This window comes from Psychrobacter sp. BF1 (genome assembly GCF_019279065.1).
Lineage (GTDB): Bacteria > Pseudomonadota > Gammaproteobacteria > Pseudomonadales > Moraxellaceae > Psychrobacter > Psychrobacter urativorans.
The window spans coordinates 474,837-498,524 of sequence record NZ_JAGYWV010000001.1; the positions used below are offsets into that span (position 1 = coordinate 474,837).

At 42.5% G+C, this 23,688-nt stretch carries 17 protein-coding genes; 12 read left to right on the forward strand and 5 right to left on the reverse strand.

Features of this window, described 5'->3' with window-relative positions; translation table 11 throughout:
- Positions 1 to 188 precede the first annotated feature (188 nt).
- Complete coding sequence (locus KZA12_RS01915; RefSeq protein WP_218689008.1) at positions 189 to 1,169, forward strand: ion transporter; 981 nt, start codon at positions 189 to 191, stop codon at positions 1,167 to 1,169.
- A gap of 238 nt (positions 1,170 to 1,407) precedes the next feature.
- Here the strand turns inward: KZA12_RS01915 and KZA12_RS01920 are convergent, their stop codons facing one another.
- The 3 genes from KZA12_RS01920 to KZA12_RS01930 all read right to left on the reverse strand — a co-directional run bounded on the left by KZA12_RS01920 (position 1,408) and on the right by KZA12_RS01930 (position 6,123).
- The gene (locus tag KZA12_RS01920) at positions 1,408 to 2,073 is read right to left on the reverse strand and encodes a TerD family protein (protein WP_218689009.1); all 666 of its coding nucleotides are present in this window, start codon (positions 2,071 to 2,073) and stop codon (positions 1,408 to 1,410) included.
- A 113-nt stretch (positions 2,074 to 2,186) separates the two neighbouring features.
- Positions 2,187 to 3,272, reverse strand: a complete 1,086-nt coding sequence (locus tag KZA12_RS01925; RefSeq protein ID WP_218689010.1) for a YafY family protein — start codon at positions 3,270 to 3,272, stop codon at positions 2,187 to 2,189.
- Positions 3,273 to 3,372: 100 nt separating this feature from the next.
- A complete protein-coding gene (locus tag KZA12_RS01930; protein ID WP_256932775.1) occupies positions 3,373 to 6,123 on the reverse strand; it encodes an ATP-binding protein in 2,751 nt (916 codons plus the stop codon).
- A 377-nt stretch (positions 6,124 to 6,500) separates the two neighbouring features.
- Here KZA12_RS01930 and rsmG point away from each other — a divergent pair, with 377 nt between their 5' ends.
- The 8 genes from rsmG (at position 6,501) to KZA12_RS01970 (ending at position 15,582) form a co-directional block, all read left to right on the forward strand.
- Positions 6,501 to 7,166: a 16S rRNA (guanine(527)-N(7))-methyltransferase RsmG gene (gene rsmG, locus KZA12_RS01935; protein WP_218689169.1), complete on the forward strand. Its 666-nt coding sequence runs from the start codon at positions 6,501 to 6,503 to the stop codon at positions 7,164 to 7,166.
- 201 nt (positions 7,167 to 7,367) lie between these two features.
- On the forward strand, positions 7,368 to 8,162 hold the full coding sequence (locus KZA12_RS01940) for a ParA family protein (RefSeq protein WP_201622227.1): 795 nt from the start codon (positions 7,368 to 7,370) through the stop codon (positions 8,160 to 8,162).
- A 103-nt stretch (positions 8,163 to 8,265) separates the two neighbouring features.
- Positions 8,266 to 9,444: a ParB/RepB/Spo0J family partition protein gene (locus KZA12_RS01945; RefSeq protein WP_218689011.1), complete on the forward strand. Its 1,179-nt coding sequence runs from the start codon at positions 8,266 to 8,268 to the stop codon at positions 9,442 to 9,444.
- 437 nt (positions 9,445 to 9,881) lie between these two features.
- Positions 9,882 to 11,678, forward strand: a complete 1,797-nt coding sequence (gene msbA / locus KZA12_RS01950) for a lipid A export permease/ATP-binding protein MsbA (RefSeq protein WP_218689012.1) — start codon at positions 9,882 to 9,884, stop codon at positions 11,676 to 11,678.
- Positions 11,679 to 11,804: 126 nt separating this feature from the next.
- The gene (gene lpxK / locus KZA12_RS01955) at positions 11,805 to 12,914 is read left to right on the forward strand and encodes a tetraacyldisaccharide 4'-kinase (RefSeq protein WP_218689013.1); all 1,110 of its coding nucleotides are present in this window, start codon (positions 11,805 to 11,807) and stop codon (positions 12,912 to 12,914) included.
- 90 nt (positions 12,915 to 13,004) lie between these two features.
- Positions 13,005 to 13,874 (forward strand): 3-deoxy-manno-octulosonate cytidylyltransferase, encoded by an 870-nt coding sequence (gene kdsB, locus KZA12_RS01960; protein ID WP_218689014.1) that lies wholly within the window; start codon positions 13,005 to 13,007, stop codon positions 13,872 to 13,874.
- Between the two features lie 137 nt (positions 13,875 to 14,011).
- Positions 14,012 to 15,133, forward strand: coding sequence for a DNA polymerase III subunit delta' (locus tag KZA12_RS01965; RefSeq protein ID WP_373416569.1), 1,122 nt, complete (start codon positions 14,012 to 14,014; stop codon positions 15,131 to 15,133).
- Between the two features lie 101 nt (positions 15,134 to 15,234).
- Positions 15,235 to 15,582, forward strand: a complete 348-nt coding sequence (locus tag KZA12_RS01970; protein WP_201622222.1) for a PilZ domain-containing protein — start codon at positions 15,235 to 15,237, stop codon at positions 15,580 to 15,582.
- A 177-nt stretch (positions 15,583 to 15,759) separates the two neighbouring features.
- On the opposite strand, the gene ppk2 is transcribed toward KZA12_RS01970, so the two are convergent.
- Both ppk2 and KZA12_RS01980 read right to left on the reverse strand, forming a co-directional pair.
- Positions 15,760 to 16,773, reverse strand: coding sequence for a polyphosphate kinase 2 (ppk2, locus tag KZA12_RS01975; RefSeq protein ID WP_256932777.1), 1,014 nt, complete (start codon positions 16,771 to 16,773; stop codon positions 15,760 to 15,762).
- A gap of 216 nt (positions 16,774 to 16,989) precedes the next feature.
- Entirely contained in the window at positions 16,990 to 18,885 is a 1,896-nt protein-coding gene (locus tag KZA12_RS01980; RefSeq protein ID WP_256932778.1) for an acetyl-CoA C-acetyltransferase, read from the reverse strand.
- A gap of 1,018 nt (positions 18,886 to 19,903) precedes the next feature.
- Here KZA12_RS01980 and KZA12_RS01985 point away from each other — a divergent pair.
- The 3 genes from KZA12_RS01985 (at position 19,904) to KZA12_RS01995 (ending at position 23,514) form a co-directional block, all read left to right on the forward strand.
- Positions 19,904 to 21,304: a 3-oxoacyl-ACP reductase gene (locus KZA12_RS01985; protein ID WP_201622221.1), complete on the forward strand. Its 1,401-nt coding sequence runs from the start codon at positions 19,904 to 19,906 to the stop codon at positions 21,302 to 21,304.
- A 531-nt stretch (positions 21,305 to 21,835) separates the two neighbouring features.
- Complete coding sequence (locus tag KZA12_RS01990; protein ID WP_216580719.1) at positions 21,836 to 22,753, forward strand: MaoC/PaaZ C-terminal domain-containing protein; 918 nt, start codon at positions 21,836 to 21,838, stop codon at positions 22,751 to 22,753.
- Between the two features lie 80 nt (positions 22,754 to 22,833).
- Positions 22,834 to 23,514 carry a beta-lactamase hydrolase domain-containing protein gene (locus tag KZA12_RS01995; RefSeq protein WP_256932779.1) on the forward strand — a complete coding sequence of 227 codons (681 nt, stop codon included), beginning with the start codon at positions 22,834 to 22,836 and terminating at the stop codon, positions 23,512 to 23,514.
- Positions 23,515 to 23,688 lie beyond the last annotated feature (174 nt).

The following is a 23,688-nucleotide window of genomic DNA, read 5'->3' on the forward strand; positions in this document are numbered from 1 at the left end:
TGACAGACGGGTTAGCGCAAATAAACTAACTAACTAACTAGGTAGGGCGTGTTGACTCTCCCAGTTCAGTCGGCGTTCAACTCAACTGCTAGTTACTAGCTATGGATGCAACCGCATATTAGGTAGCATTGAGAGTTGCTAATCAAATTCATCTTGGTATTATGATTAAAACCTAACTTAGGGTCAGCATGTTATTCCAAGCTATAAAGCGTTCGCGGCATTTTGTTTATAATATTCTGCAAAATGATGAACATGACACTTTGTTTAGTCGTTGTGTTGACTACTTTTTAATTTTATTAATTATGACTAATGTAGCGGCAGTCATTGCTGAGTCAGTCGATCAATGGTATTACCCTTACCAACAGTATTTCACTTGGTTTGAGCGCTTTTCTATCGTGGTTTTCTCCGTTGAATATCTATTGCGGTTATGGAGCGTTGCTGAAGCGAAACCTACCAACACCACTTGGCGCCAACGTTGGCAATGGTTAAAGAGCCCATCAGCTTTAATCGATCTAATCGCTATTGCACCAGCATTCTTAACCTTCTTTGTCAGTATCGATTTAAGGTTTTTACGTATACTACGCCTGTTCCGTATTCTCAAGCTTACCCGCTACTTTGCTTCGATGCGCATTTTATTGGTGGTCATTAGCAAAGAGAAGGGGTCTTTCCAAGCAGTTATTTTTATACTCCTGATTATGATAGTCACTGCTTCTAGTGGTATTTATTTAGTGGAGAATCATGCTCAGCCTGAAGAATTTGAATCGATACCTAAAGCTATGTGGTGGGCGGTAGTCACTTTGACTACAGTAGGCTATGGTGATGTGACACCAATCACTAATGCGGGTAAGTTTTTAGGTGCTGTGATTACTATTTTGGGGGTAGGCTTAGCGGCATTACCAGCAGGTATTCTAGCTACTGGTCTCGCCAATGAGCTGGAGCAACGTCGCGATGAGATTGAGCAACAGTTTCGTGAGTTTTTAGTTGATGGTGATTTTGACTTAGTACAGAATCAGACTATGATTGATAAGATACGTCGTGATTTAGGGTTAGATAAAGAACAAGCGCAGGCAATCGTGCTACAAGTACTACGTGAACAGGCGCTTGAGCAACGCGAAAAAGAAGTACGTAAAAAGAATTTCTGTCCTCACTGTGGCGAGGGCTTAGACTAAGTCTTCTGGTCAGCAAGTAGCCGTTAGCAAGTAGCCGTTAGCATGTAGCGGTTAATAGCTTAGAATAAGTAGCTTAAGGAGCTTAAGTAGCCAGGGATAGGATATATAATAAAAAGGGCTAGCTTCTACTCAATAGAAACTAGCCCTTTTGCTTTTCATAGTCTAATAATTTTCATAGTCCAATAATACGGTAGTCTAACTGATTGCTAACAGCTAATTGATCGATAAGCAAAAGTGATTATCTAGCTGATAGTGGTGAGAGCTGCACAGGTAAGGCACGTGCCAGCTCATGAGCGACTTGTTGTGCAGCGTCAGAGAGGTTTTTGGCTGGTAGGGGCAGGTTTTGTAAGGTTAAATGCCAATCCTCTACTTCACGGCGCAAACTGGCTACCCATAAAGTATGACAGTCGGCAGGCAGCTGCTTTAAATTAACTTCAAAAGCACGATTGCCTTCATCATCGCTCAAATGGATTTCGCCAGCATGAACCCTTTTAAAGGCTTGCCCATAATAGGAGTTGGCAATCATGGCAATATTAGTGATATTAGCTGGTATTTTATCCAAATAAAGACGAATTTGTTCTTGGTCTAATGGAGCATCGTACAGCGCTTGCTGACCGCGATCTTTGCCGTTGAGACTATCGCCTTGATGACGTACTGACTGTGCCTCATCACGCAGCTGTTTGAACCATACTAGATCTTTAATAGTGCACTTATCATCATAGAGTACACAAGCAATATCGAGATCTAACGCCCCTTGATTTTGCTTAAAACGTTTCATTTTATCTTTACCCTCAGGCTTAGGCGCAGAGAAGTCAAAATTCAACGAAAAAAACAAAGTTTTGGCAGTCAGACCAAGCGCAGACAAGCTATCTGATAATAAAGGTGAAGGAGTAGGGGTCGTCATAATATTCCTTGCTAAAGCTGATTTATTTTAGTTGCTATTGATTTTACTGAGTATTGATTTTAGTAGGGACTAGTATAGACAGGCATTTTTATAGAGAAGCTTTTAGTGCGCTGTTATTCTAGATCTATATCAGAGACCGCTTGATAAAGTAGTTGGGGCTTGGCGGCTAATAACCCTTTACCGAATCCACGTAACCACCATACTAGCTGCGAGGTCAAATTGACGGTTGCTGTTATCGTCAGCGTATCGTCATCATTCATTGTCACCGTCTGATCATCGCTCAATTTACTTTCAGTCAGACTTCTACCAGCTTTTTGAGTAAAATGCAGCTCAATGGCGCTGTTCTTTCCGTGATCCGGTAACTGGCTAAGTAGAGGGTGGGTAAAGCCCATGCTGCCTGCATCTAAATAGCTATCTAATTGGAAGTTGTCAGGAGTTTTTGCTGCTGTTTCTAACAGCTCAACACTAGCAAAGCGGTGCAGAGCAAAAGTACGAATAATGGCTTCTGAATCATCAGTACGAGTGGCTAATAAGTAAATAATAACTCCGCGCTGTATAATAGCAATAGGATTGAGGGTATATTCGCTAGCTTGTGATTTATTGCTACGGGTATAACAAGCTTGAATCTGCAATTGGTAAAACAGCGCATGATAGATGTTATCTTTACTGTGCAAGTCTATATTCGGGGCAATCAGCGGTTGAGTAGCTGGTTCAATACGTACTCTATCAATCCAAGAATGGGTGACTTTACTGTTTTTGAGTTGTCGCCGCGCCAGATCAAACCAAGGAAATAGCTCATCTAAAATAGCGGGTGGTAATAACTGGGTAAGATTGGCCTCAACCATATTAAAAGCAACCGCTTGTGATAAGTTCATATGCGGTAGGCTCTGCAATGGAGCATCATCACACCAACGCCACCCTTGCGGATTGGCATTATTTTTTTCGATAGGAAAGCGTTTGGCTAAGGCGTTTAGGTCTCTTTGTACGGTGCGCAAACTGATATCAAAACCTGCCAACATAAGCTGCTCATAAACATGAGTAGTGCCTACCCAACGATTGCGCTGCAGCTGCGATAGCACTTGCCATTGACGGGCAGTAGTAGCGGCGCCATGGCGACTGGCAGCATCCTTGCGGCTATCACTATCTTTACTATTATTGGTATTGTCAGCACTAATAGAATTGCTATCTTGCTCAGTCATAAAAAGATTACCTTTATAGATTAATCTGGCTTAGCGCTAGATGATTTTATCAGCGCAGAAAATCTCAGTAGCGTCTAGGCTAGATTACTGACCTTTTAGCTTAAGCGGAAGTATTATCTGCATGGGGCTGTTTAGAGTGCATATCACCCTCATCATTCTCAGCTTTACCGTGGTTTTTTTGATCTAAGTCAACTGCTTTATCTTCAGGTTTTTTTTTAGACTTTTTCTTGTTTTTATCTTTTTTCTTTGCCGCTTTCTTTTTCTTAGACTTTTTATCTTCTAGATCATCGGCATTAGCGTTGGCTTGATTTTCATCCCATAACATCAAGCGCTGCAATACTTTACCAAATAAAGTCTCTTTACGATAGCGGCCTTTTTTGTTCATAGTATCGATAGGCAGTCCAGTCATTAGCGTCAGTGCTTCGCTAAGAGTATTGACCCCATAGACATAGAATTGTCCGGCTGCGACTGCCTCAATAATATCATCACGTAACATCAAGTGCTTGACGTTGGCCATTGGAATCACTACCCCTTGTTGACCAGTTAAGCTTTGCTCACGACAGGCATCGAAGAAGCCGGCGATCTTAGCATTAATGCCGCCAACCGCTTGAACTTCACCTAGCTGGTTCATCGAGCCAGTAATAGCAAAGGCTTGGTTAATAGGGACGTTGGCCAGTGCTGAGAGTAGGGCACAAGCTTCGCTAACCGTAGCGCTGTCACCATCAATATGAGCGTAACTTTGTTCAAAGGCTAAGGAGGCACTAAAGTTCAGCGCATGATGCTGACTGAACAAGGCACGCAGATAGCTAGTCATAATCAGCATACCTTTGGCATGCAAGCTACCGCCCAGTTCGACATCACGCTCGATATCTAAAATATCACCAGTACCAATATTAGGCTGAATCAAGGCGGTCAAACGTGCGGGCATGCCAAATTCGCTATCAGCATAGCTGACTACGGTCAGCGCATTGACTTGTCCGACAGCTCCGCCATCAGTATTTATAAGTTGCTGACCGTTTTTGAGCTCCTGCCAATACAAGTCACGCAAGTATCCTGAGCGCTCATCCATATCAGCGATGGCTTGGATAACATGGCTAGCGGTGACTATCTCCTGATCTTGTAAGCGGGCATGGCGGTTGGACTCATGCAATAGCTTGATGAGACGATCACTATGTAGGCTCAAGCGGTTTTGGTCTTCAGCTTGTAAGCTTAAGTGCTCTAGTAAAGTAGCTTGTGCCTCACTATCAAAAGGGCAAAGGTCAGCATAATCAATAATATCAGCCATTTTAGCCACTAGCGCTAATTCGTGCTCGCTAGTACGGATGACATCATCATGGAAGTCAGCACGAATCTTAAACACCGCATCAAACTCAGGCTCAAGCTCTAATAACTCATAATATAAATCAGCTTCTCCTAACAGGATTACTTTTATATCAAGCTCAATAGGCGATGGTTCTAGCGATAAGCTACCAGTCAATGCCAGAATTTGTTCAAGGCTTGATAGTTTTATTTTACGAGTCTGCAAAGCACGCTTTAGCCCTTGCCAAGCATAAGGATGCTCAAGAACTTGGCTAGCTTCGAGTAATAAATAACCGCCATTAGCACGATGCAAAGCGCCAGCCCGTATCATACTGACATCAGTAATAACCGTCCCTGATTGTGTGACTTGCTCAACATGACCTAATAGATTGAGATGAGTGGGTAAGTTCTCAAAGATAACCGGTACACCCTCATCAGGCTGGTGACTGACCATAACGTTCACGGTATAACGGCTAGGCGTAGCCCCCAATACTGCTGCGACAAATTTCTCATCATCGGCATTAACGATACGCTCAACATGAGTAATCATATCGGCAAGCATCGTTTTTAAATAGTCTATTACTAGTGGCTGAGCCGAAAACTGCTCATAAAGAGGGGTGAATAGAGGCTCAAGAGCACGCTGCGCTATGTCACGATGTAGCGTTTCAATACTAGCGTTGGCTTCATCTTCTAATTGCTCTAAAGTGATAGTCAGCTGGCTAAGACGCTTTTGCATGTGGTTTTTTTGGACGAAGTTATCCAGCTTACTCTCGTAACTTTGCTCAGTTACTGACTCAGCAGTCATGGCATTGTCAGCTGCCGAGCTATCAGACGAAGTTGCTAGCTGGCTAGGATGGACAAAGACTGCTTTATTATCATAAGGTCGAAAGCTCAGGGTTAAGTCATAAGCTTTGCCTTCAGCATTGAGTGCCTCATAAGCTTGGCTTTCTTGCTGCTGGGAGGTATTGTTAATGGCTTCTATTTTACTTTGATAGTGATCACTACGGAAACGTTGATTCAAGCGCTTGCTGGCTTGTTGCCACAAGGTATTGACTTGCTGCTGTAATAGTAGCCCTTGTCCGGTATGCAGTCGTAAGGCCAAAGGCTTACGTGGGTCAGTGAAGTTATGCACATAGACCCAATCATCAGGCGTTGGTGCATCACTAGCAATGCGTTGTAGCAAACGCGTGATAATAGTGCGCTTACCTAAGCCATTCTCACCAGCAGCGAACACATGATAGCCACTAGCATTAATATCTAAAGCTGTCCGTAAGGCTTTAATAGCACGCTGCTGACCAAAACCCACGTCTAGATCATCTGCCGTACGAGTGTCTGTCGGCAGTTGGCTGGGGTCAGTATAGCGTTTTAGATGCTCCTCTGAGATAAAGCAACGGTCATTGACTTCTGCCAAAATAGGATGCGGTAATGACTCAGCTGCCGAACTCACTTCAGCGACTATAGTTTCTGTTATAGCTGTATCATTAGTGAGCCTATCATTAATATCAGTGTTAGCTGATGTTTGGGTCATCGCGGTGTAAGGCTGTTCAATCATAAGCGGTAAACTATCTCAAAATTTGTAAAGCTTAGTAGATAAAGCTTGCGTTGTTAAAGGTTAAAAGTCGTAGCATTAAACATTGAGTAAGTAAAACTACTATAGAGGCTAAAATCAGTAGGTCTACTAGTACGGTTTTTAGCTTGTAAAGAGGATTAAAACCGAATAAATCGTCAATCTAAGCGTAGATAGTATAAGATGTCGGACATTGAGGCAATCTGCAACTATTCAAGGGGCAGCCTGCATGATAAAATAGTCGGTTCACGTGTCAAAACAGGATAACTCGTTGTATGTCAGCTTCTGCTAATGGCGCTATTAAAAGCCCTTTTACACCCTCGAATAATACTACCAATCAAGCAGCGAGTCAGCAGGCCAACATGGCTATCGACACTACTGGGTTTGTAAAAATTGCTGCACAATTGCCTCATTTAGCTGATATATTAGCGCAAGCAATACAGTCGTTGGGTTTGTCATTAGACCATAATCAACAGCGTCAATTGTTATTGTACTTAGACCAGCTACTATTATGGAACAAAGCTTATAATCTGACGGCTATTACTGAGCCTAAAGAGGCCTTAATTAAGCACGTTATCGATTGCTTGGCTATTATAACGCATTTGCCAGCTGGGGCTTTGTTGGATATCGGTACAGGCGCTGGACTACCAGCAGTTATTATTGCTATTTGTCAGCCTGAACGCCAGTGTAGCGCTCTTGATAGCAATCAAAAAAAGATTCGTTTTATTAAGCAAGTCAGTAGTGAGCTTGGTTTACATAATGTACAGCCAATTGCCACACGTATTGAAGCCCATGAAGGACAATATGATGTAGTAACTTCTAGGGCTTTTGCTAGTTTGACTGATTTTGTATTGGCTGCTGAGCTAAAGCTAGCTGCAAGTGGTCATTTATGTGCTATGAAAGGTAAAGCGCCAACTATTGAAGAGTTGCAAGCGTTAGATCAACAGTGGCAAATTGATACGATTAAGTTAACGGTTCCTGGTTTAGATGACAGTCGGCATTTGATTGAACTATTTAAAATAGGCTAGCGTATGCTACTGCCTGTTTAATAGTTCGACTAACCAGCTTTTGCTGATAGCCCGTTTTATAAGCTGTTTTTAACGTTAAAGTTAGGGTGATACTACTAAGTGCGCCGCTGTAGAGCAAGTATACTGCCGAGTAGAATAAACCTATTAATAATAAAACAGGCGCTAGTGATAAGCGCCAAATTAATCAAATTGAGTGAGTGTATGGAAATCATAGCAATTGCCAATCAAAAAGGCGGCGTTGGTAAGACCACAACGGCGGTAAATTTGACGGCCAGTTTGGCGGCCAAGCGCAAGCGTGTACTGCTGATTGACTTAGACCCACAAGGCAATGCAACCTCAGGGACAGGCTTGGACAAGAACGATTTGGAGCTGACTATAGCTGACGTTCTGCTCGATGGGGTTTCCTTGCAGCAAGCCACCGTCAGAAGTCCAGCAGGTTTCGATGTAATCGGTGCCAATCGTGAGCTGGCGGGTATGGATATTACCTTGATGGGGCAGACCAATAGTCACGAATTATTAAAGACAGCTATGCAGGTATTAGTAGCTGATCAACAGCAAGCGCAAAAAAAGGCCTATGATTATATTGTTATGGACTGTGCGCCCAGCTTGAACTTGTTGACTATTAACGCTTTGATTGCTACTGACAGCGTGATTATTCCGATGCAGTGCGAATATTATGCACTAGAAGGTTTAGCCGATCTATCGCAGACTATCGAGCGTTTGACAGAGCTGAACCCACCTCTATATATACGCGGTGTAGTCAGAACCTTATTTGATGCTCGTAACACTTTAGCCAACGATGTTTCTGCTGAGCTACAAGCCCATTTTGGCGATATCATGTACAAAACCCATATCCCAAGAAATATTCGTTTGGCAGAAGCGCCTGCCCATGGCATGCCGATATTGATGTTTGATAAAAGCTCAAAAGGGGCGATGGCCTATCAACAACTGGCAGCAGAAGTGATTAAGCAAAGCCCAAAAAAACCCGCTAAATAACGGATTAAGTGGCGAACATATTTAGCAGTAACTACTGTAGTCATTAGTAAGCCGTTATTAACCAGCAAGCGGCTTTTATTTTAGTATTAAAGGATAGGTAATCATGGCGAAAAAACGAGGTTTGGCTGCCAATCGAGGTCTAGATGCCCTATTGGGATCAATCAAAAAAGAAAAGCAAATCACCGCCTCTGCTTTACGAGATGATAGGGTTGTGCATCATGACCTAGCAGTAGAAGAAACCTTGCCAGCTACAGCATTAAGTGTCTCGTCAGAGGCTATCGACTCTAAGCCTACTAAAGGTAGTAATGGGAGCGCTGAGCAGTCAGCCGTTGATACACTAAGTACTAAAACCGACAGTAAAACTGCAAAGGCGGCTAATCGCACTCGTACAGTACGTAATAGTGGTGCTAATAGTAAAGCTAGCACTCTTAAAGTACGTAGTCAGATTGATACTGGCGCTAGTGAAGATCAGATCAGTCTGATACAGATTGATGTGATGAAGTTGCAAGCAGGGAAATACCAGCCCCGTCGTGATATGAGTGAGACTGCATTGGCAGAACTAGCTTCTTCTATTGAGCAGCATGGGGTGATGCAGCCTATTGTTATTCGACCATTGCTAGCAACTGAAGATAAAAGCACGGCTATAGTTACTCACGAAATTATTGCTGGTGAGCGGCGTTGGCGTGCAGCAAAAATGGCAGGTAAAGCGGTCATTCCAGCGATTGAACGAGCGTTGTCTGATGAGTTAGCTATTGCCTTAGCGTTGATTGAGAATATTCAGCGTGAAGATCTATCGGTGATTGAGCAAGCCGCTGCTCTACAACGTTTCCATACAGAATTCGGCATGAGTCATGCGATGATTGCCGAAGTGGTTGGTAAAGCCCGCACTACAGTATCCAATCTACTACGCCTAAATCAGCTCCATGACACAGTTAAAGACCATTTAGCCAATAGCGCTTTAGATATGGGTCATGCTCGCACGCTATTGGCCCTATCCTCAGAACAACAACCGATTATTGCTCAGAAAATTATTGATGGTGGTATGACCGTTCGTGAAGCTGAAAAATTGGTTAAATCTATTTTACAACCTCCAGTAAAAGCTGATCCTGTGGCGGCAGTAGTAAGCCACGACGCTCAGCGTATGACTCAGCGTTTAACGGATGCGTTGGGAGCTGAAGTTAAGCTTAAACATAAAAAAGATGGTCAAGGTAGCGTAGAGATATTTTTCCATGATCAACAGCAATTAGTGGCTTTGATTGAACAGTTGGCGGCACAGCATTAAGCTTAATGATAGATGTTTTGGCTAACAGATAGCCATCTCATCAAGCCCTAGTAATGGATGTGGCAGGCAAGCTAGGGTTTTTAAGCTTGAATATTTTAAGCTTAAATAGTAGAGCAGTATTAATTATCGGCACTGATGACTGATCATTGATGACTGTTCAACACCGCGTAGCCTTTATATATAATTGATATATGAATAATAGCTGCCGCTAAATATTGTCAATAACCGTTATATTAAAGCAATATAGCGTAAATAGTGGAATGCTACAATCTAGTGCTTTTGCTAACTTTATGTCTTATGGTTTATTGGGTTAATCCTAGGCTATTAGTCATAATTTATTAATTGTATAAGTCACTCGCTATTGCTGTGGTTTGCATTGGACTAACCACCTTATATAAGTGAAAAACTCACAAAACATTATTTAAACTGAGGCTTCTATGAGCCAATCTTTGCAAGCTGATACAATCAAAACCTCTGCTAATAATCCGCAAGAGTCGGAATTACTGCTACCGTCCCCTCCTAAGCATAAAACTCTATTCCGTCTGCTAGCTTATCTAAAGCCTTACTGGTGGGCGCTAGCATTGACGATCATTGGTTTCGCTATCAATGCTGGTACTGAGATTTGGATTGCTAAACTATTACAATACATCACCGACGCCATTAATCAAAATGACCAAGCAAAACAAAATCTGTTTCCGCTGATTATTGTGCTGTTGTTCTTCGTACGGGGTGTGGGTAGCTTTTTGGGTAACTATTATACGGCTCTAGTGTCGCGTAACTTAGTCTATGAGCTGCGCGTGCAAGTATTTAATAAACTTTTGCGCTTACCTAGCTCATTTTATCTAGCCAATCCTTCTGGTACTATTTCCTCTAAACTTATCTTCGACGTCGAGCAAGTTACCGCAGCTAGTACTGACTCAATGAAGACTCTGCTACGTGATGGCTTGACAGTAGTAGCGTTGATTGGCTTTTTGCTATATAGCAACTGGCGTTTAACTCTAATTTTATTTTTAGTGTTACCGCCTATACTATGGCTTATTCGGGTTGCCTCAAAACGCTATTTAACCCTCTCAAAAGATATTCAACAGACAATGGGGGATGTCAGTCATATTACCAATGAGGTCGTCACGGGTTATCAAGTTGTCAAAAATTATGGCGGTCAAGCCTACGAAGCGCAACGTTTCGATAATACTTCTAAGCGCAACTTGCGCCAAGGTATGAAGATAGTGGTGACCAACAGTATCAACACCCCAGCTGTGCAGCTATTAATGGCGATAGCGATGTCGGTGGTGGTATGGTTAGCTTTGCGCCCTGCAGTGATTGATAATATCTCAGCAGGAGAATTCATCTCTTATATTGCTGCTGCAGGGCTACTTAGTAAGCCAGTACGCTCATTAACCGATATCAATCAAAAGCTGCAAAAAGGCCTCGCCGCTGGTGAGTCTATATTTGCGCTACTAGATGAGCCTGAAGAGCAAAACACTGGTGTACTCAGTCCGGTACTTTCTGGTGAGATTAAGCTGGAAAAAGTCAGTTTGGTCTATCCCGATTCAACTGTTGCCTTACAAGATTTCAGCTTAGATATCCGTGCTGGCGAAACCATCGCGTTGGTGGGCCGAAGTGGTGCTGGCAAGTCCTCATTAGTTAATCTATTGACTCGTACCTTGGACACCACTTCAGGGCAGATCACTATGGATGGTATGGCTATTGAAGACATCACTTTGGAGAGCCTGCGCTCACAGATTGCTATGGTCAATCAACAAGTAGTATTATTTAATACTACGGTATTTAATAATATTGCTTATGGTAGTTTGGCCAGTAAGTCGCAAGCTGAGGTAGAACGAGCTGCCAAAGATGCCTTTGCTCATGACTTTATTACTAAGATGCCACAAGGCTATCAAAGTGAAATAGGTGCTGAAGGCCTACAGTTATCTGGTGGTCAGCGTCAGCGCTTATCTATTGCCCGTGCTTTGCTAAAAGACTCACCTATTCTCATATTAGATGAGGCTACTAGTGCTTTGGACAATGAGTCCGAGCATTATATTCAACAAGCCCTCGATAACGTTATGAAAGATCGTACTACTTTAGTGATTGCCCATCGTCTGACTACTATTGAGTCCGCCGATCGCATTGCCGTACTAGATAACGGTAGGATTGTGGAGATTGGTACTCATGACGAGCTATTACAGAATAAGAGTTACTATGCGCAGATGTATGAGCGTGACTTTAAGTAATGGCATAGTTCAGTAGTGAGTTAAGTAATAAACGCTGGCACAGTTAAAGGTTTATAACCATTAAATAGTGCGACAAAATATTAACTGAGCGACCAACCAACTGGATAATTGAGTGAGAGTTAGTAGATGAGTCTGGAGACGGCGATTACTAAGGCATGGCAACGTCAAGCGCTTTGGCTATGGTTACTATTGCCCCTGAGTTGGCTGTATGGTTTGCTGAGTCTAATACGTCGTCAAGGCTATAAGCTTGGCTGGTTGCAAAGCTACCGTGCGCCTATTCCAGTAATGGTAATTGGTAATATTACTGTTGGCGGTAGTGGTAAGACTCCGCTCATTATGGCATTAGTTGATTATCTACAACAGCACAAGCTACGAGTGGGTGTGATCAGTCGTGGCTATGGTGGTGATAGTGATAAGATGCCAGCTCTAGTGACTAGGACTAGCTTGCCAAATGAAGTAGGGGATGAGCCTAGTTTGATCGTCAGTATGACTGGGGTGCCGATGGCGGTATGCCCGAATCGACAGCAAGCCATTGCTACTTTATTGCAAGCGCATCCTGACTTACAGCTAATAATCGCTGATGACGGTTTGCAGCATTATGCCTTGCAGCGAGATATAGAGTGGATAGTAGTCGATGTGGCTCGCGGCTTTGGCAATCAGCAGCTATTACCTACTGGGTTTTTGCGTGAGCCGCTGGCAAGGCTCAATGGGGCGACGGTTATTGAGCATAAAAAGCTCGATAGTGCTGACTCTGAGTTTGCCGCTCATCATCTAACTATGCAGTTGCAGCCGAATACTTTGCGGGCGTTGCGGGGCAGTTCAGTCGCTAATAATTGCAATGAGCAATCTTCTTCGCTGATAATACAGAGTGATGCGCCTGTAGCAGGTAGCACTGTACATGCGGTTAGTGGTATCGGCTATCCGCAGCGATTCTTTGCTACTGCTGAGAGCTTAGGGTTAGTAGTGATCGCTCACCCTTACCCTGACCACTATGACTTTGAGTTGGCAGATTTATTGCAGTATCAGCAGTATCCTATTATTGTCACTAGTAAGGATGCAGTAAAAATAAGCGTGCTATTGGCCGATCAACTGAGTATGCCCGCCTCAACGGTAAGCAAAACTGACATTGAAGCTTTGCTTGCTAGAATTTGGGTATTACCAGTGACTGCTAAGCTATCGGCTAGTTGCTATGATGAGCTACAGCAGCAATTAAATAGTCTGGGGCTGAAGCTATAGTCAGTATTGATCGAAATGCAATGATTTATAATAGCTTGCTGCCACTATCATCATTTCAAAAAACAGATCTCAAAAAAATAGGATTCAATCATGTCGATCGTCTCACCGCCTGCTAAGACTCATATCGTCATTCCTGCGCGCTTTAAAAGTACTCGTCTACCTGGTAAGCCGTTATTAGCTATTCACGGTAAACCAATGATACTTTGGGTCGCTGAAAAAGCAAAAGCGGCAGATTTCGCTGATGACATGTGCATTGCTACTGATGACTTACGTATCGCTGAGGTTTGTCGTGATGCTGGGTTTGAAGTAGTGATGACTCGTAGTGACCATATATCTGGCACCGATCGTTTGGCAGAAGTGGCCGCTATAAAGGGTTGGGCACAGCAAGATATCGTCATCAACATGCAAGGCGATGAGCCTTTAGTACCCCCATCATTGTTGCAGCAAGTCAAAGATTTACTAGTACGAGATGAAGCTAGTGTTATGGCAACTTTGTATGAGCTTATTGAAGATAACGAAACCTTTAGACGACCTTCAGTAGTCAAAGTAGTAAGCGCTACTTACCCTAGTAGCTATCAGTCCGGAAATAGTCCTGATAGTAGTACTAACCTTGCTGAGTGTCAGCGGGCATTGTACTTTAGCCGCGCCCCAATTCCTTGTGATCGTGATAGTGCTTTGGCAGAAAACCTACAAGTAACAGCAGCATCACCACAAAATGCTAAGCGTCATTTAGGCTTATATGCTTATCGAGTCAGCTTACTGCAGCAGTTTGTACATTGGCTACCTACCGCCTTAGAAACCCTAGAGAGCCTAGAGCAACTACGCGTTTTGGAGAATGGGGGCGCAATTGCTATCCAAGCAGCAACCCTCAAGCTGCCAGCAGGAGTAGATACTCAGGAAGATTTAGAACGCTTAAATGCTATGAGTTTAGCTAACTTTAAAGACTATACTGGCCAGTAAATAGCCTAAGTAAATATCTGCTTTATTATCAATACTAGTATTTAAGAACATCACTATAAACATTAATACTAGCCAAAAATGATAGTAGTCAGCGGCGCAATATATTTTGCATTTAGCTAGATTAAAAGAATAAAGGGATATCAAGCGTGGACGAGATTACCGACGACATTTATTTTGCAGAGCTATTACCTTGGCAACACCAATTATGGCAGCAAATAACAGCACGAGTGTTGTCGCCATCATCATCTTTACCACATGCCTTATTAGCGGCTGGCATGCAAGGTATGGGCAAGCGCGCTTTTGTCTGGCGATTAGTGGCTTGGCTATTATGTCGAGAGCGTGATCAACATCCAGCTGGCGCTTGTGGTCATTGTGTCAGTTGCCAGTGGCTCAGATCAGGTACCCATCCAAGCTTACAAGTACTGCCATTAGCGCAAATGCCTATTAGTGTGGCGAGCGCCAACAGCAGTCAAGCCGCTGAGCTGGCAACTAAAACCGGCAAAAAGTCGGCCAAAGCGATTGCTAAAGCTTCCTTCACCATAAAAATTGACGATATTCGTGCCTTGCAACCTTTTATCTATCAAGGTGGGCAGGGTATACGTATTTGTGTCTTAGATTATGCCGAACAGATGACTATTGCTGCTGCTAATGCTCTACTAAAAACCCTTGAGGAACCCCAAGCGCAAGTGCATTTGTTCCTAATCAGTGATACGCCAACTCAGCTGCTACCTACTATTAAGAGTCGGGTGCAGCAGCTGCCATTGCAACAAATAGAAGCTAGCGCTGCCCAGCATTATGTTACCCAAGCTCTAGGTAGCACTATTAACCGTGAAGCTATTGGATCTTCGCAAATAGCGCAGTTATTGCAGTTGGCTAATGGCGCTCCGTTAGCGGCAATAGATTTAGCGCAAGCCGCTTGGTATAGTAAGCGCGCGCTTTGGCTAACCACATGGCAAGCCTTACGTAGTGGCAAACGTAGCGCTATAGCAGCTAGTGATTACTGGCAGAGTCAGCTGGATATAGCTGATTTTATAAAGTTGACTGAAATGATGATATTGGATATTCAGCGGGTCTGTTTAGGGCTAACAAGCAGTCAGCAAGATATAGAGTTGCCAAAAGCTATCACCACTTATCAGCCTAGTGAGGCTGCGCTTGAAGCTATGCTGTACCAACTACAGCAAGTGAAGATAGCTCTACAACAAAATGTGCAAGAAAAATTCGCCTATGATAAGCTGATGCAGCAGTTAGCACAGTTATAAGCTTATCTATGCTAGTTAAGCACAGCAGTAACTAAGTATTTTAATGATTAAGGCTGGTCATAAACCAAGCTTAAACCTATCTTTTATATTAGGAGCTAACGATGGTAATGCCAAGTCGCGGTGGAATTCTTAGTTGTCATATTACAGATATAGCAATGCTGTATGCCAGCTACTTATCTTTTGTAGATAATGGAGCATTATTTGTAGTAAGCGAGCGCATTCAGCAATTGGGTGATGAAGTATTTGTTGCCGTGACACTACCTAATTCTAGTGAGCGGTTGCCGATGAATGGCAAAGTGGTTTGGCTTAATCGTAAGGCTCAGGCCAATCGTCCGGCAGGTTTTGCGGTACAAATAGGCAAAGATGTTAGTGGCCAGAAGATCAAAAACGAAGTTGAGCGTTTGCTGGCCGGTAAACTTGATAGCCAGCAAGCGACTTATACTATGTGATTGCTAATTGCTGACTAGTAGTCCTAGCTATCAGTGCTAAATATTACATAGCTGCTAAATACCAGTTAGTTCCTCAATGTATAAGTTAGTAGGGGCACTATGATTTACAGCTTAGCAGCTATTATTTCTTTTACTTAAATGATGGGAAAATAATAGCTGTTTTATTGGCTAAAAATGCTAATAGCGTGGAGGTACATACATATCATCAGGAATAGGCTCACGATAGTATTCATCATCACGCTTGCGTTCAGGTAGTTGAACTTCATCACGAGGGACATCGTCATAAGGTATCTGCTCTAGTAGATGAGCAATACAATTAAGACGGGCACGTTTTTTATTATTACCCTCGACTACCCACCATGGAGCTTCTGGAATATGGGTACGCTCAAACATAGTCTCCTTAGCTTTAGTATAATCTTCCCAACGCCGACGAGATTGTAAGTCCATCGCTGACAGTTTCCATTGCTTAAGAGGATCATGAATACGACTCATAAAGCGTGAATGTTGCTCATCATCAGTGATCGAAAACCAATACTTGACTAAGCGTATACCTGAACGTACTAGCATGCGCTCAAATTCTGGCACCGACTGAAAAAACTCCTCATACTGTGCATCGGTACAAAAGCCCATCACTCGTTCAACACCTACGCGGTTATACCAGCTGCGATCAAATAATACAATTTCACCGGCCGCTGGTAAATGAGCAACATAACGCTGAAAATACCATTGGGTTTGCTCACGTTCGGTAGGGGCGGGCAAAGCTGCGACTCTACAAACACGTGGGTTTAAGCGCTGAGTGATACGTTTGATAGCACCGCCTTTGCCAGCTGAATCACGTCCTTCAAAGATTACTACAATACGCTCACCGCGATCAACTACCCAATCTTGTAGTTTTATCAGCTCGCGCTGTAGGCGCACTAACTGTTGAAAATAAGTTCGGCGATCAAGCTTTTCTTGTTCAGTCATCACTAACCCATCAAAACGAGAGTCATTTATGTAGTCATCTATCTCGTTTTCGAGCTCTTCATCATAATCATCGATCAAATCCTGATGCATCTTACGGCGTAGCTCATCATCAAAAACTTCCTTATCCATTCGTTCAATAAAGTTATCACATTCAGCGGCGCTTAGTTCGCTAAGCTCTTGTACGGTCAATGATTTTGGATCAATGGATGAGGGTATCTTAGCCATAATAAACTCCTAATAGCGGACTTAGACTTAGTCTATGGTTTTCAGCTCTACTTATATAGTATACCTTCAAAGCTGCTGGGTAATAAGCGCTTGTCTGTTAACGCCTAATTAGTATAACCATCAAGCGATGACAGCTTCAACCGTAGACAAAAAAATACCCTCTAATCAGGCGATTAAAGGGTAAATAACAGTAGGCGAATATTCTATCCTATAAGCTTACTTCTCTAAGATACAAGTAACTCCTTGGCCACCAGCAGCGCAAATTGAGATTAGCGCACGGCCTGAGCCTTTTTGATCAAGTAGCTTAGCAGCAGTGGCTAATATACGACCACCCGTAGCGGCAAAAGGATGTCCGGCAGCAAGTGATGAGCCGTTAACGTTTAGTTTGCTACGGTCTATCGAGCCTAAAGGTGCATCAAGACCTAAGCGCTGTTTACAGAAGCTTTCATCTTCCCAAGCTGCCATAGTAGACAATACTTGTGAGGCAAAGGCTTCATGGATCTCATAGAAGTCAAAATCTTGTAGAGTCAGACCTGCACGCTCAAGCATACGTGGCACTGCATAAGCAGGAGCCATCAATAAACCTTCTTTATCACCAGATTTACCGATGAAATCTACCGCTGCGGTCTCTTGATGAACGATATAAGCTAACGGCTTAAGTCCACGCTCTTTAGCCCAATCTTCATTAGATAATAGTACACAAGAAGCACCATCAGTTAATGGGGTTGAGTTGGCCGCTGTCATAGTTGGATTGGCATTGTTCTTACCAAAGGCTGGCTTCAATTTACCCAGTTTTTCTATAGTTGAATCGGGGCGTAAGTTATTATCACGAGTTAAGCCCTTATAAGGCGTTAATAAATCGTCAAAGAAACCTTCATCGTAAGCACGTGCTAAGTTTTTATGACTGTTAAAGGCTAGCTCATCTTGGTCTTCGCGGCTGATATTCCACTCAAGCGTAGTAATCGCCTGATGGTCGCCCATAGATAGGCCCGTACGTGGCTCACCATTTTGTGGCGCATCGATTAAATCTTTCGGATCAAACTTGCTTAATGCTTGAAGACGTTGCTTCATATTTTTGGCAGAGCCCAGCTTTAATAGGACTTTACGCAAGCCATCACCAATAGCAATAGGAGCATCTGAGGTAGTATCCACACCGCCAGTGATGGCTGAATCGATGATACCCAAAGCAATTTTGTTCGCTGAAGCGAAGGTTGCTTGTACGCCTGTACCACAAGCTTGTGAGATGTCATAAGCAGGTGTTTGTGGATTTAATGCGGTATTTAGGGCGGCTTCGCGAGTCAAGTTAATATCACGGCTAAGCTTAATGACTGCCCCGGCAACTACTTCACCTAATAACTCATCTTGCAAGTTATAACGCTCGATTAAGCCGTTAAAGGCCGCAGTAAGCATATCAGTATTACTAGCCTCTGAATAAGCGCCATTAGAGCGTGCGAAAGGAATACGGTTACCACCTAAGATAGCTACACGATGCTGGCCTGAGACCACTTTTGCAGTGCTTTTCTTAGGGGCAGGGCTCTTAGCAGCCGTACTTTTATCCGTAGCACTTTCCTCAGTAGAACGCTTAGTCGCAGAACTATCAGTAGCGGTAGTTTTTTGTTGCTTGCTATCGTCTTTTTGTTCTGGTTTCGGCTCTGCTTTCTCTGCTGGTTTCGGCTCTTCTTTACTATTGCTAGCTTTTTTTAGTTGTTTGTCATCATTACTGTTACTGTCAGGTTTTGCACTGGCTTTTTTATCAGCATCTACTGTATCAGTGGTTTGACTATCTTTGTCAGTGTCAGCTGCGCTTGATTTCGCTGCTTTATTAACACTCTCAACAGTAGTATTTTGTTCAAGCTCTTTAGCTTCACTGATCAATTGGTCTTTTAGTTTGGCTTTTTTAGCCGCTTGATCACTTTCAGCAGTTTCTTGCACCGGTTTGCCAACAGCATCAACAATATCAGTAGCTTGTTTGAGTTCAGCAATAGAGTCGTAATGGGCGCTATTATCTTTATCCTCAGTTTTTGGGGTAGTAACCGTTTTACTAGCAGTAGCTACGGCCCCTTTTTTTACTACGGTACTGTCGATGACTGGACTGTCTTTTGGGTTACTCATAATAGGTTCCTTAGGTATATAGATATAGTTAATTGTACAAAGTTAAAAATGCAGGCTGTATATCAGGTCATATAAAAAATATATAAAGCTACTAAGTCATGCGCTATGCTTCTAGTTTTATAAAGTAAACAGTAGTATAGATAAGGGCGATAGGCTTAGCATCATAAATCAACTGGTCAACAGTAAGTTGCTAGCATCAAGCCATTAAGTATCCAGTAGGTATCCAATATTTTGCTTTGCATATCATATTATTAATAGTAGACCAAAGATGGCTTGTTAAAAACGTTCATAAGCCAAAATAAACATAATAGTCGGATTAATGGAATAGCAAACGTTGAGCAGCCCTAATAATGGTGAATATTATAGTTGCCTATAATAATAAGTTTTTATCATGCTATTGTAGGTCTTTAGCAAATCGAGTAACGGCTGTAGTGCTGTAAGTAACCATAAATTAACACTGCAAAAAAATGATCCTTAGGAGAGAGTAAAAATATAGCGCTACAGAACTACTCAGTATCTATAACCAAAGTTGCATAATGGCAGTTTTAATAATATATTGTTATCGTTATTCACATAAGCTATAACCTATAGGCTTGATTTTAACACAAGCCTTGCTAAGGTGATGATAAGCTAGTGGGCTATCTTGTATACTGGTTTGTTTACAGATTGCTATAGACAAGGCTGTTTTTTGGACATGTCTAGTAGGGGCGTGTATAGTTGATAAAGTTTAAAACTCACTCACCAGTATTGATTACTCCACAGCTTTATTTAGCAGTAGATGCTGGCAAAAGTTGCATACGCCCCAGTAACCCTAATTAGTAAAAAGTCGTTTATCAAAAAGTTTTACAAATTATTATTATAATTATCTGGGTTTTGTCGCTCTTGTGAAATATAAATTTGCTAAGCTATCTGCTATTAGCCATATAAATTTGTCAGTATTTAACAGAGCCTAACTATCACCTTTATATGTTTAGCCCCTTAATTTTCACCCTTTTGATCTCAACCACAGGATTATGTTATGTCAGACCGTTATGGCAATTTTGTTAAATCGTCTATTGGCAAAAAAGTTGCAAAAAATTTAGGATTACCACTACCAGTAGGTTTAGATAGGTTTGAGAGTGGTCAGCGTTTGGTACGTGGTAGTGCGCTGATTGGTTCAGCTACTGGCGATGATAGTCGTGTCAGCCAAGCTATCGCTCGAATTTTATCAGAGATGCATGTCGAAGTTTTTGTTAATAGCGACGATGGTATTAAAGAGGCGCTTGCTGATGCTGGCATGGAAGCTAAAGCCAGCACTAGTGGTGAAGACAAGTACAAAGTTCTATTATTTGACGCTAGTAATATCAGTAACGCTAGTGAGCTTAAGCAAGTTTATGAATTCTTTCATGCCGTTGCGCGTCGCGTTGAACGTTCAGGACGAGTAGTCATTATCGGTCGTCCGCCAGAAGCTGCCGACGATATCGAAACGGCTTTGGCTCAACGAGCACTTGAAGGTTTTATCAAGTCAGTAGGTAAAGAGTTCAAACGCGGTATTACTGCTCAACTTATCTATGTGGCTCAAGGTGCTGAACAGAATTTAGATTCAACTTTAAGATTCTTTACTTCAGCGCGCTCAGCTTATGTATCAGGTCAAGTGATCCGAGTGGGTAATGGCACCGCTATCGATATCGATTGGACTCAACCGTTAGGCGGCAAGACTATGCTTGTGACTGGTGCCAGTCGTGGTATTGGTGAAGCTATCGCTCGGGTACTAGCTCGTGAAGGAGCACACGTTATTTGTTTAGATGTCCCACAACAACAAGCGGACTTACAAAAAGTAGCCAGCGAGATTAGTGGCTCAACTTTATTGGTTGATATTACTACTGATGATGCTGGAGAGCAGATCGCAGATGCAGCGCAAAAGCGTGGCGGACTGGATGCTATTATCCATAATGCTGGCATCACGCGTGACAAAACTCTAGCCAATATGGATGAGCAAAAGTGGGATATGGTTATTAATATTAATTTGGCTAGTATTGCCAAACTTAATAAATATCTACTTAGCCATGACGTTGTCAATCAAGATGCCCGTATAGTCTGCGTTTCATCAATTTCAGGTATCGCTGGTAACTTAGGTCAGACTAACTACGCTACCTCAAAAGCTGGCGTTATTGGCTTAGTAGATGCTACTGCTAAACAGTTAGCAAGTGGTGATAAAGGTATTACTATTAATGCAGTAGCCCCAGGCTTTATTGAGACTCAAATGACTGAAGTGATTCCTTTTGCTATCCGTGAAGCGGGTCGCCGGATGAACTCTATGAGTCAAGGCGGACTACCAATAGATGTTGCTGAAACTATCGCTTGGTTAGCTTCTCCAGCTTCTGGTGGTCTCAATGGCAATACAGTACGGGTTTGTGGTCAAAGCTTGTTAGGTGCCTAGTCTTACCGCACTTAGCTAAACGCTGCTGAGCCTAGATTTTGAGTAACTGATTGGATTATCATTGCTTAAAATGGCTCTAGTAGTAATAAATACTTACCAAAAATTTGTTAATTAATATTGATAAAGCTGCCTGTGGGTGGCTTTTTTCATATAATTATAATTATAAAGATAAAAATTAATACTATTATAAAGATTAAAAAGCCTTTAGCTTGACTGAGCCTAGTAGGTATTTAGGTTTATTATTGCAAGCTATAAACTACTCGATAGCTGGCCGAACGGCTGTTATTGATGATAGTCATATTTTATTTTAAAGGCTTAGCGAGCGCTTTATAGCTAAGATAATGACTGAGTAATGCGCACTGTAATACGCACGGTCGTACTATAAAACCTAGTATGAAAACTACTATAAAATGCTGTAAAATGAGTACCATAACAGTCTAATTGCCCGCTAATAACTATTGGATAAGCTTTTAACAACTGGTCAGTAACCAGCTGCCCTAAAATTTACTTCGTATTATCTAGGATTAACTTATGTCAGATAAACATTTTGATGCCCTACCAAAAGCGCATACTACTTATGCCAATATTATAAAAAGCTTATTACCTATTGGTAATAGCGGTAAAGTTAGCAAAGATCAATTGCCACAAGCGACTTACTCTGTCGATAACTTACATATTGACCAAAACAACCTTGACGACTACCGCAAGATTTGTGGTTTTATGGACGATGGTAAGATTCCTATTACTTACTTTTCAGTGCTATCCCAAGCCCTGCAGATGAATATGATGGTCAAAGAGCCGTTCCCATTTGCGATGTTAGGCTTAGTTCATGTGGAAAATTTAGTCACTCAGTATCGTAAGATTGGCGAGCGTGAGACGGTTAGCTTATCAGTTACTTTTGATAATCTACGTGACCATGCGCAAGGTCAACAGTTTGATTTTGTCACTACAGTGAAATCGCAAGAAGATGTGATTTGGGAAGGTACTTCTACTTATCTAGCTCGTAGTGATAAAAAGGACAATGCTGGCCTTAAAAGTAAGCCGCGTCCAGTAACCGTCAAGCCGATGGTAGATGAGAAAGGCGTACATAAAATATTTGAAGTTCCTGAAGATATTGGTCGCCGTTATGCGTTTGTGTCAGGTGACTTTAATTTGATTCATTTACATCCTCTATCAGCACGTGCGTTTGGTTTTCCTAAAGCTATCGCTCACGGTATGTGGTCTAAAGCCAAATGCTTGGCGATGATGGGCGAGTTGCCAGAAGCTTGCTCTGCCCAAGTATCCTTTAAGCTACCGATCTTCTTGCCAGCGGAAGTAGAGCTGATCGCTGAACCTATTGCTAAGCTTGAGAGTACTGATGACAGTTGTGTGTTTGGCTTGTACAGTGCCAAAAATGACAAACCCCATCTTGCCGGTCATGTGACTCTAGTGGACGAGAAAAAAGCTTAAATGCTCATATAATCACCTTAGTAGCGCCACAATTGTGTAATCAAACACGGCGCTATTAGCCTTAAATTCCATTAGCCATCATGAAAACTATGATTATGACCCCTGATAATTCTGCCCAAAGCTCAGACTATTCGCCAAGCCAAGATACTGCTGCTAATACCCCAAGTAATACTGAAGCTAAGGTTAACCCTGAGGCTGTTACGAGTACTCTAGCTAATGGTGCCCTTAATAACGAAGACCCTAATAATGATTGGCAAACCAGCAGTCCGCAAACTGCGGATATTAAAACTGACCATTTTGACACGGATAACTCTATCGATCTGGCCTCTATACTGACGCCTTATTATCGTCCTGATGAGCAGACTATCGTTTGCGGGGCGCTTGATGAGGAAAAAGTTCAAGCGTTGGCTAAAGCTGGGGTTGAGCTAGTCGTTAATTTGCAGCCTGATGAGGAGTTAAGCTTTGATGAGGGTGCAGCAGTTACTCAAGCCGGCATGGCTTATGAGCAGTTAGCGATCAATGGTGCTGCTGATCTTAAGCAGCTCAAAATACTAGCCTTTGATAATATCTTGCGTCAGTATCAAGGTAAAAAAATAGCCATGCATTGCAAGTCTGGTGGTAGAGTCGGTGCAGCAACCGCTCTACGTGCTGGCTGGTTGCGTGGTCGTAAGATGGAAACGGCGATGGCAAGAGGCTATAGTCACGGGTTGACGAAAATGCTAGAACGAGAGACTCACGAGCGCTTATTAGTGCCTCGGTAGTAGTTGGCGATAGCGCGTAGTGAATTAGTTATAAAACAGGTGACCTTTGGGTGGCCTGTTTTACTATTAACGGTCCATCGTTAACCGTAATTGATAGCTAGTGCTAACCTTAAAAATATTTCTTCCATACTGCTTAAATACTGCTTCCCTATTGCTTCCCTATTGCTTCAATAC

Excerpts from the sequence above, each read along its gene's own strand:
- KZA12_RS01915 (WP_218689008.1), top strand. The coding sequence starts at position 189 with ATGTTATTCCAAGCTATAAAGCGTTCGCGGCATTTTGTTTATAATATT.
- KZA12_RS01920 (WP_218689009.1), bottom strand. The coding sequence starts at position 2,073 with ATGACGACCCCTACTCCTTCACCTTTATTATCAGATAGCTTGTCTGCG.
- KZA12_RS01925 (WP_218689010.1), bottom strand. The coding sequence starts at position 3,272 with ATGACTGAGCAAGATAGCAATTCTATTAGTGCTGACAATACCAATAAT.
- KZA12_RS01930 (WP_256932775.1), bottom strand. The coding sequence starts at position 6,123 with ATGATTGAACAGCCTTACACCGCGATGACCCAAACATCAGCTAACACT.
- rsmG (WP_218689169.1), top strand. The coding sequence starts at position 6,501 with ATGGCTATCGACACTACTGGGTTTGTAAAAATTGCTGCACAATTGCCT.
- KZA12_RS01940 (WP_201622227.1), top strand. The coding sequence starts at position 7,368 with ATGGAAATCATAGCAATTGCCAATCAAAAAGGCGGCGTTGGTAAGACC.
- KZA12_RS01945 (WP_218689011.1), top strand. The coding sequence starts at position 8,266 with ATGGCGAAAAAACGAGGTTTGGCTGCCAATCGAGGTCTAGATGCCCTA.
- msbA (WP_218689012.1), top strand. The coding sequence starts at position 9,882 with ATGAGCCAATCTTTGCAAGCTGATACAATCAAAACCTCTGCTAATAAT.
- lpxK (WP_218689013.1), top strand. The coding sequence starts at position 11,805 with ATGAGTCTGGAGACGGCGATTACTAAGGCATGGCAACGTCAAGCGCTT.
- kdsB (WP_218689014.1), top strand. The coding sequence starts at position 13,005 with ATGTCGATCGTCTCACCGCCTGCTAAGACTCATATCGTCATTCCTGCG.
- KZA12_RS01970 (WP_201622222.1), top strand. The coding sequence starts at position 15,235 with ATGGTAATGCCAAGTCGCGGTGGAATTCTTAGTTGTCATATTACAGAT.
- ppk2 (WP_256932777.1), bottom strand. The coding sequence starts at position 16,773 with ATGGCTAAGATACCCTCATCCATTGATCCAAAATCATTGACCGTACAA.
- KZA12_RS01980 (WP_256932778.1), bottom strand. The coding sequence starts at position 18,885 with ATGAGTAACCCAAAAGACAGTCCAGTCATCGACAGTACCGTAGTAAAA.
- KZA12_RS01985 (WP_201622221.1), top strand. The coding sequence starts at position 19,904 with ATGTCAGACCGTTATGGCAATTTTGTTAAATCGTCTATTGGCAAAAAA.
- KZA12_RS01990 (WP_216580719.1), top strand. The coding sequence starts at position 21,836 with ATGTCAGATAAACATTTTGATGCCCTACCAAAAGCGCATACTACTTAT.
- KZA12_RS01995 (WP_256932779.1), top strand. The coding sequence starts at position 22,834 with ATGAAAACTATGATTATGACCCCTGATAATTCTGCCCAAAGCTCAGAC.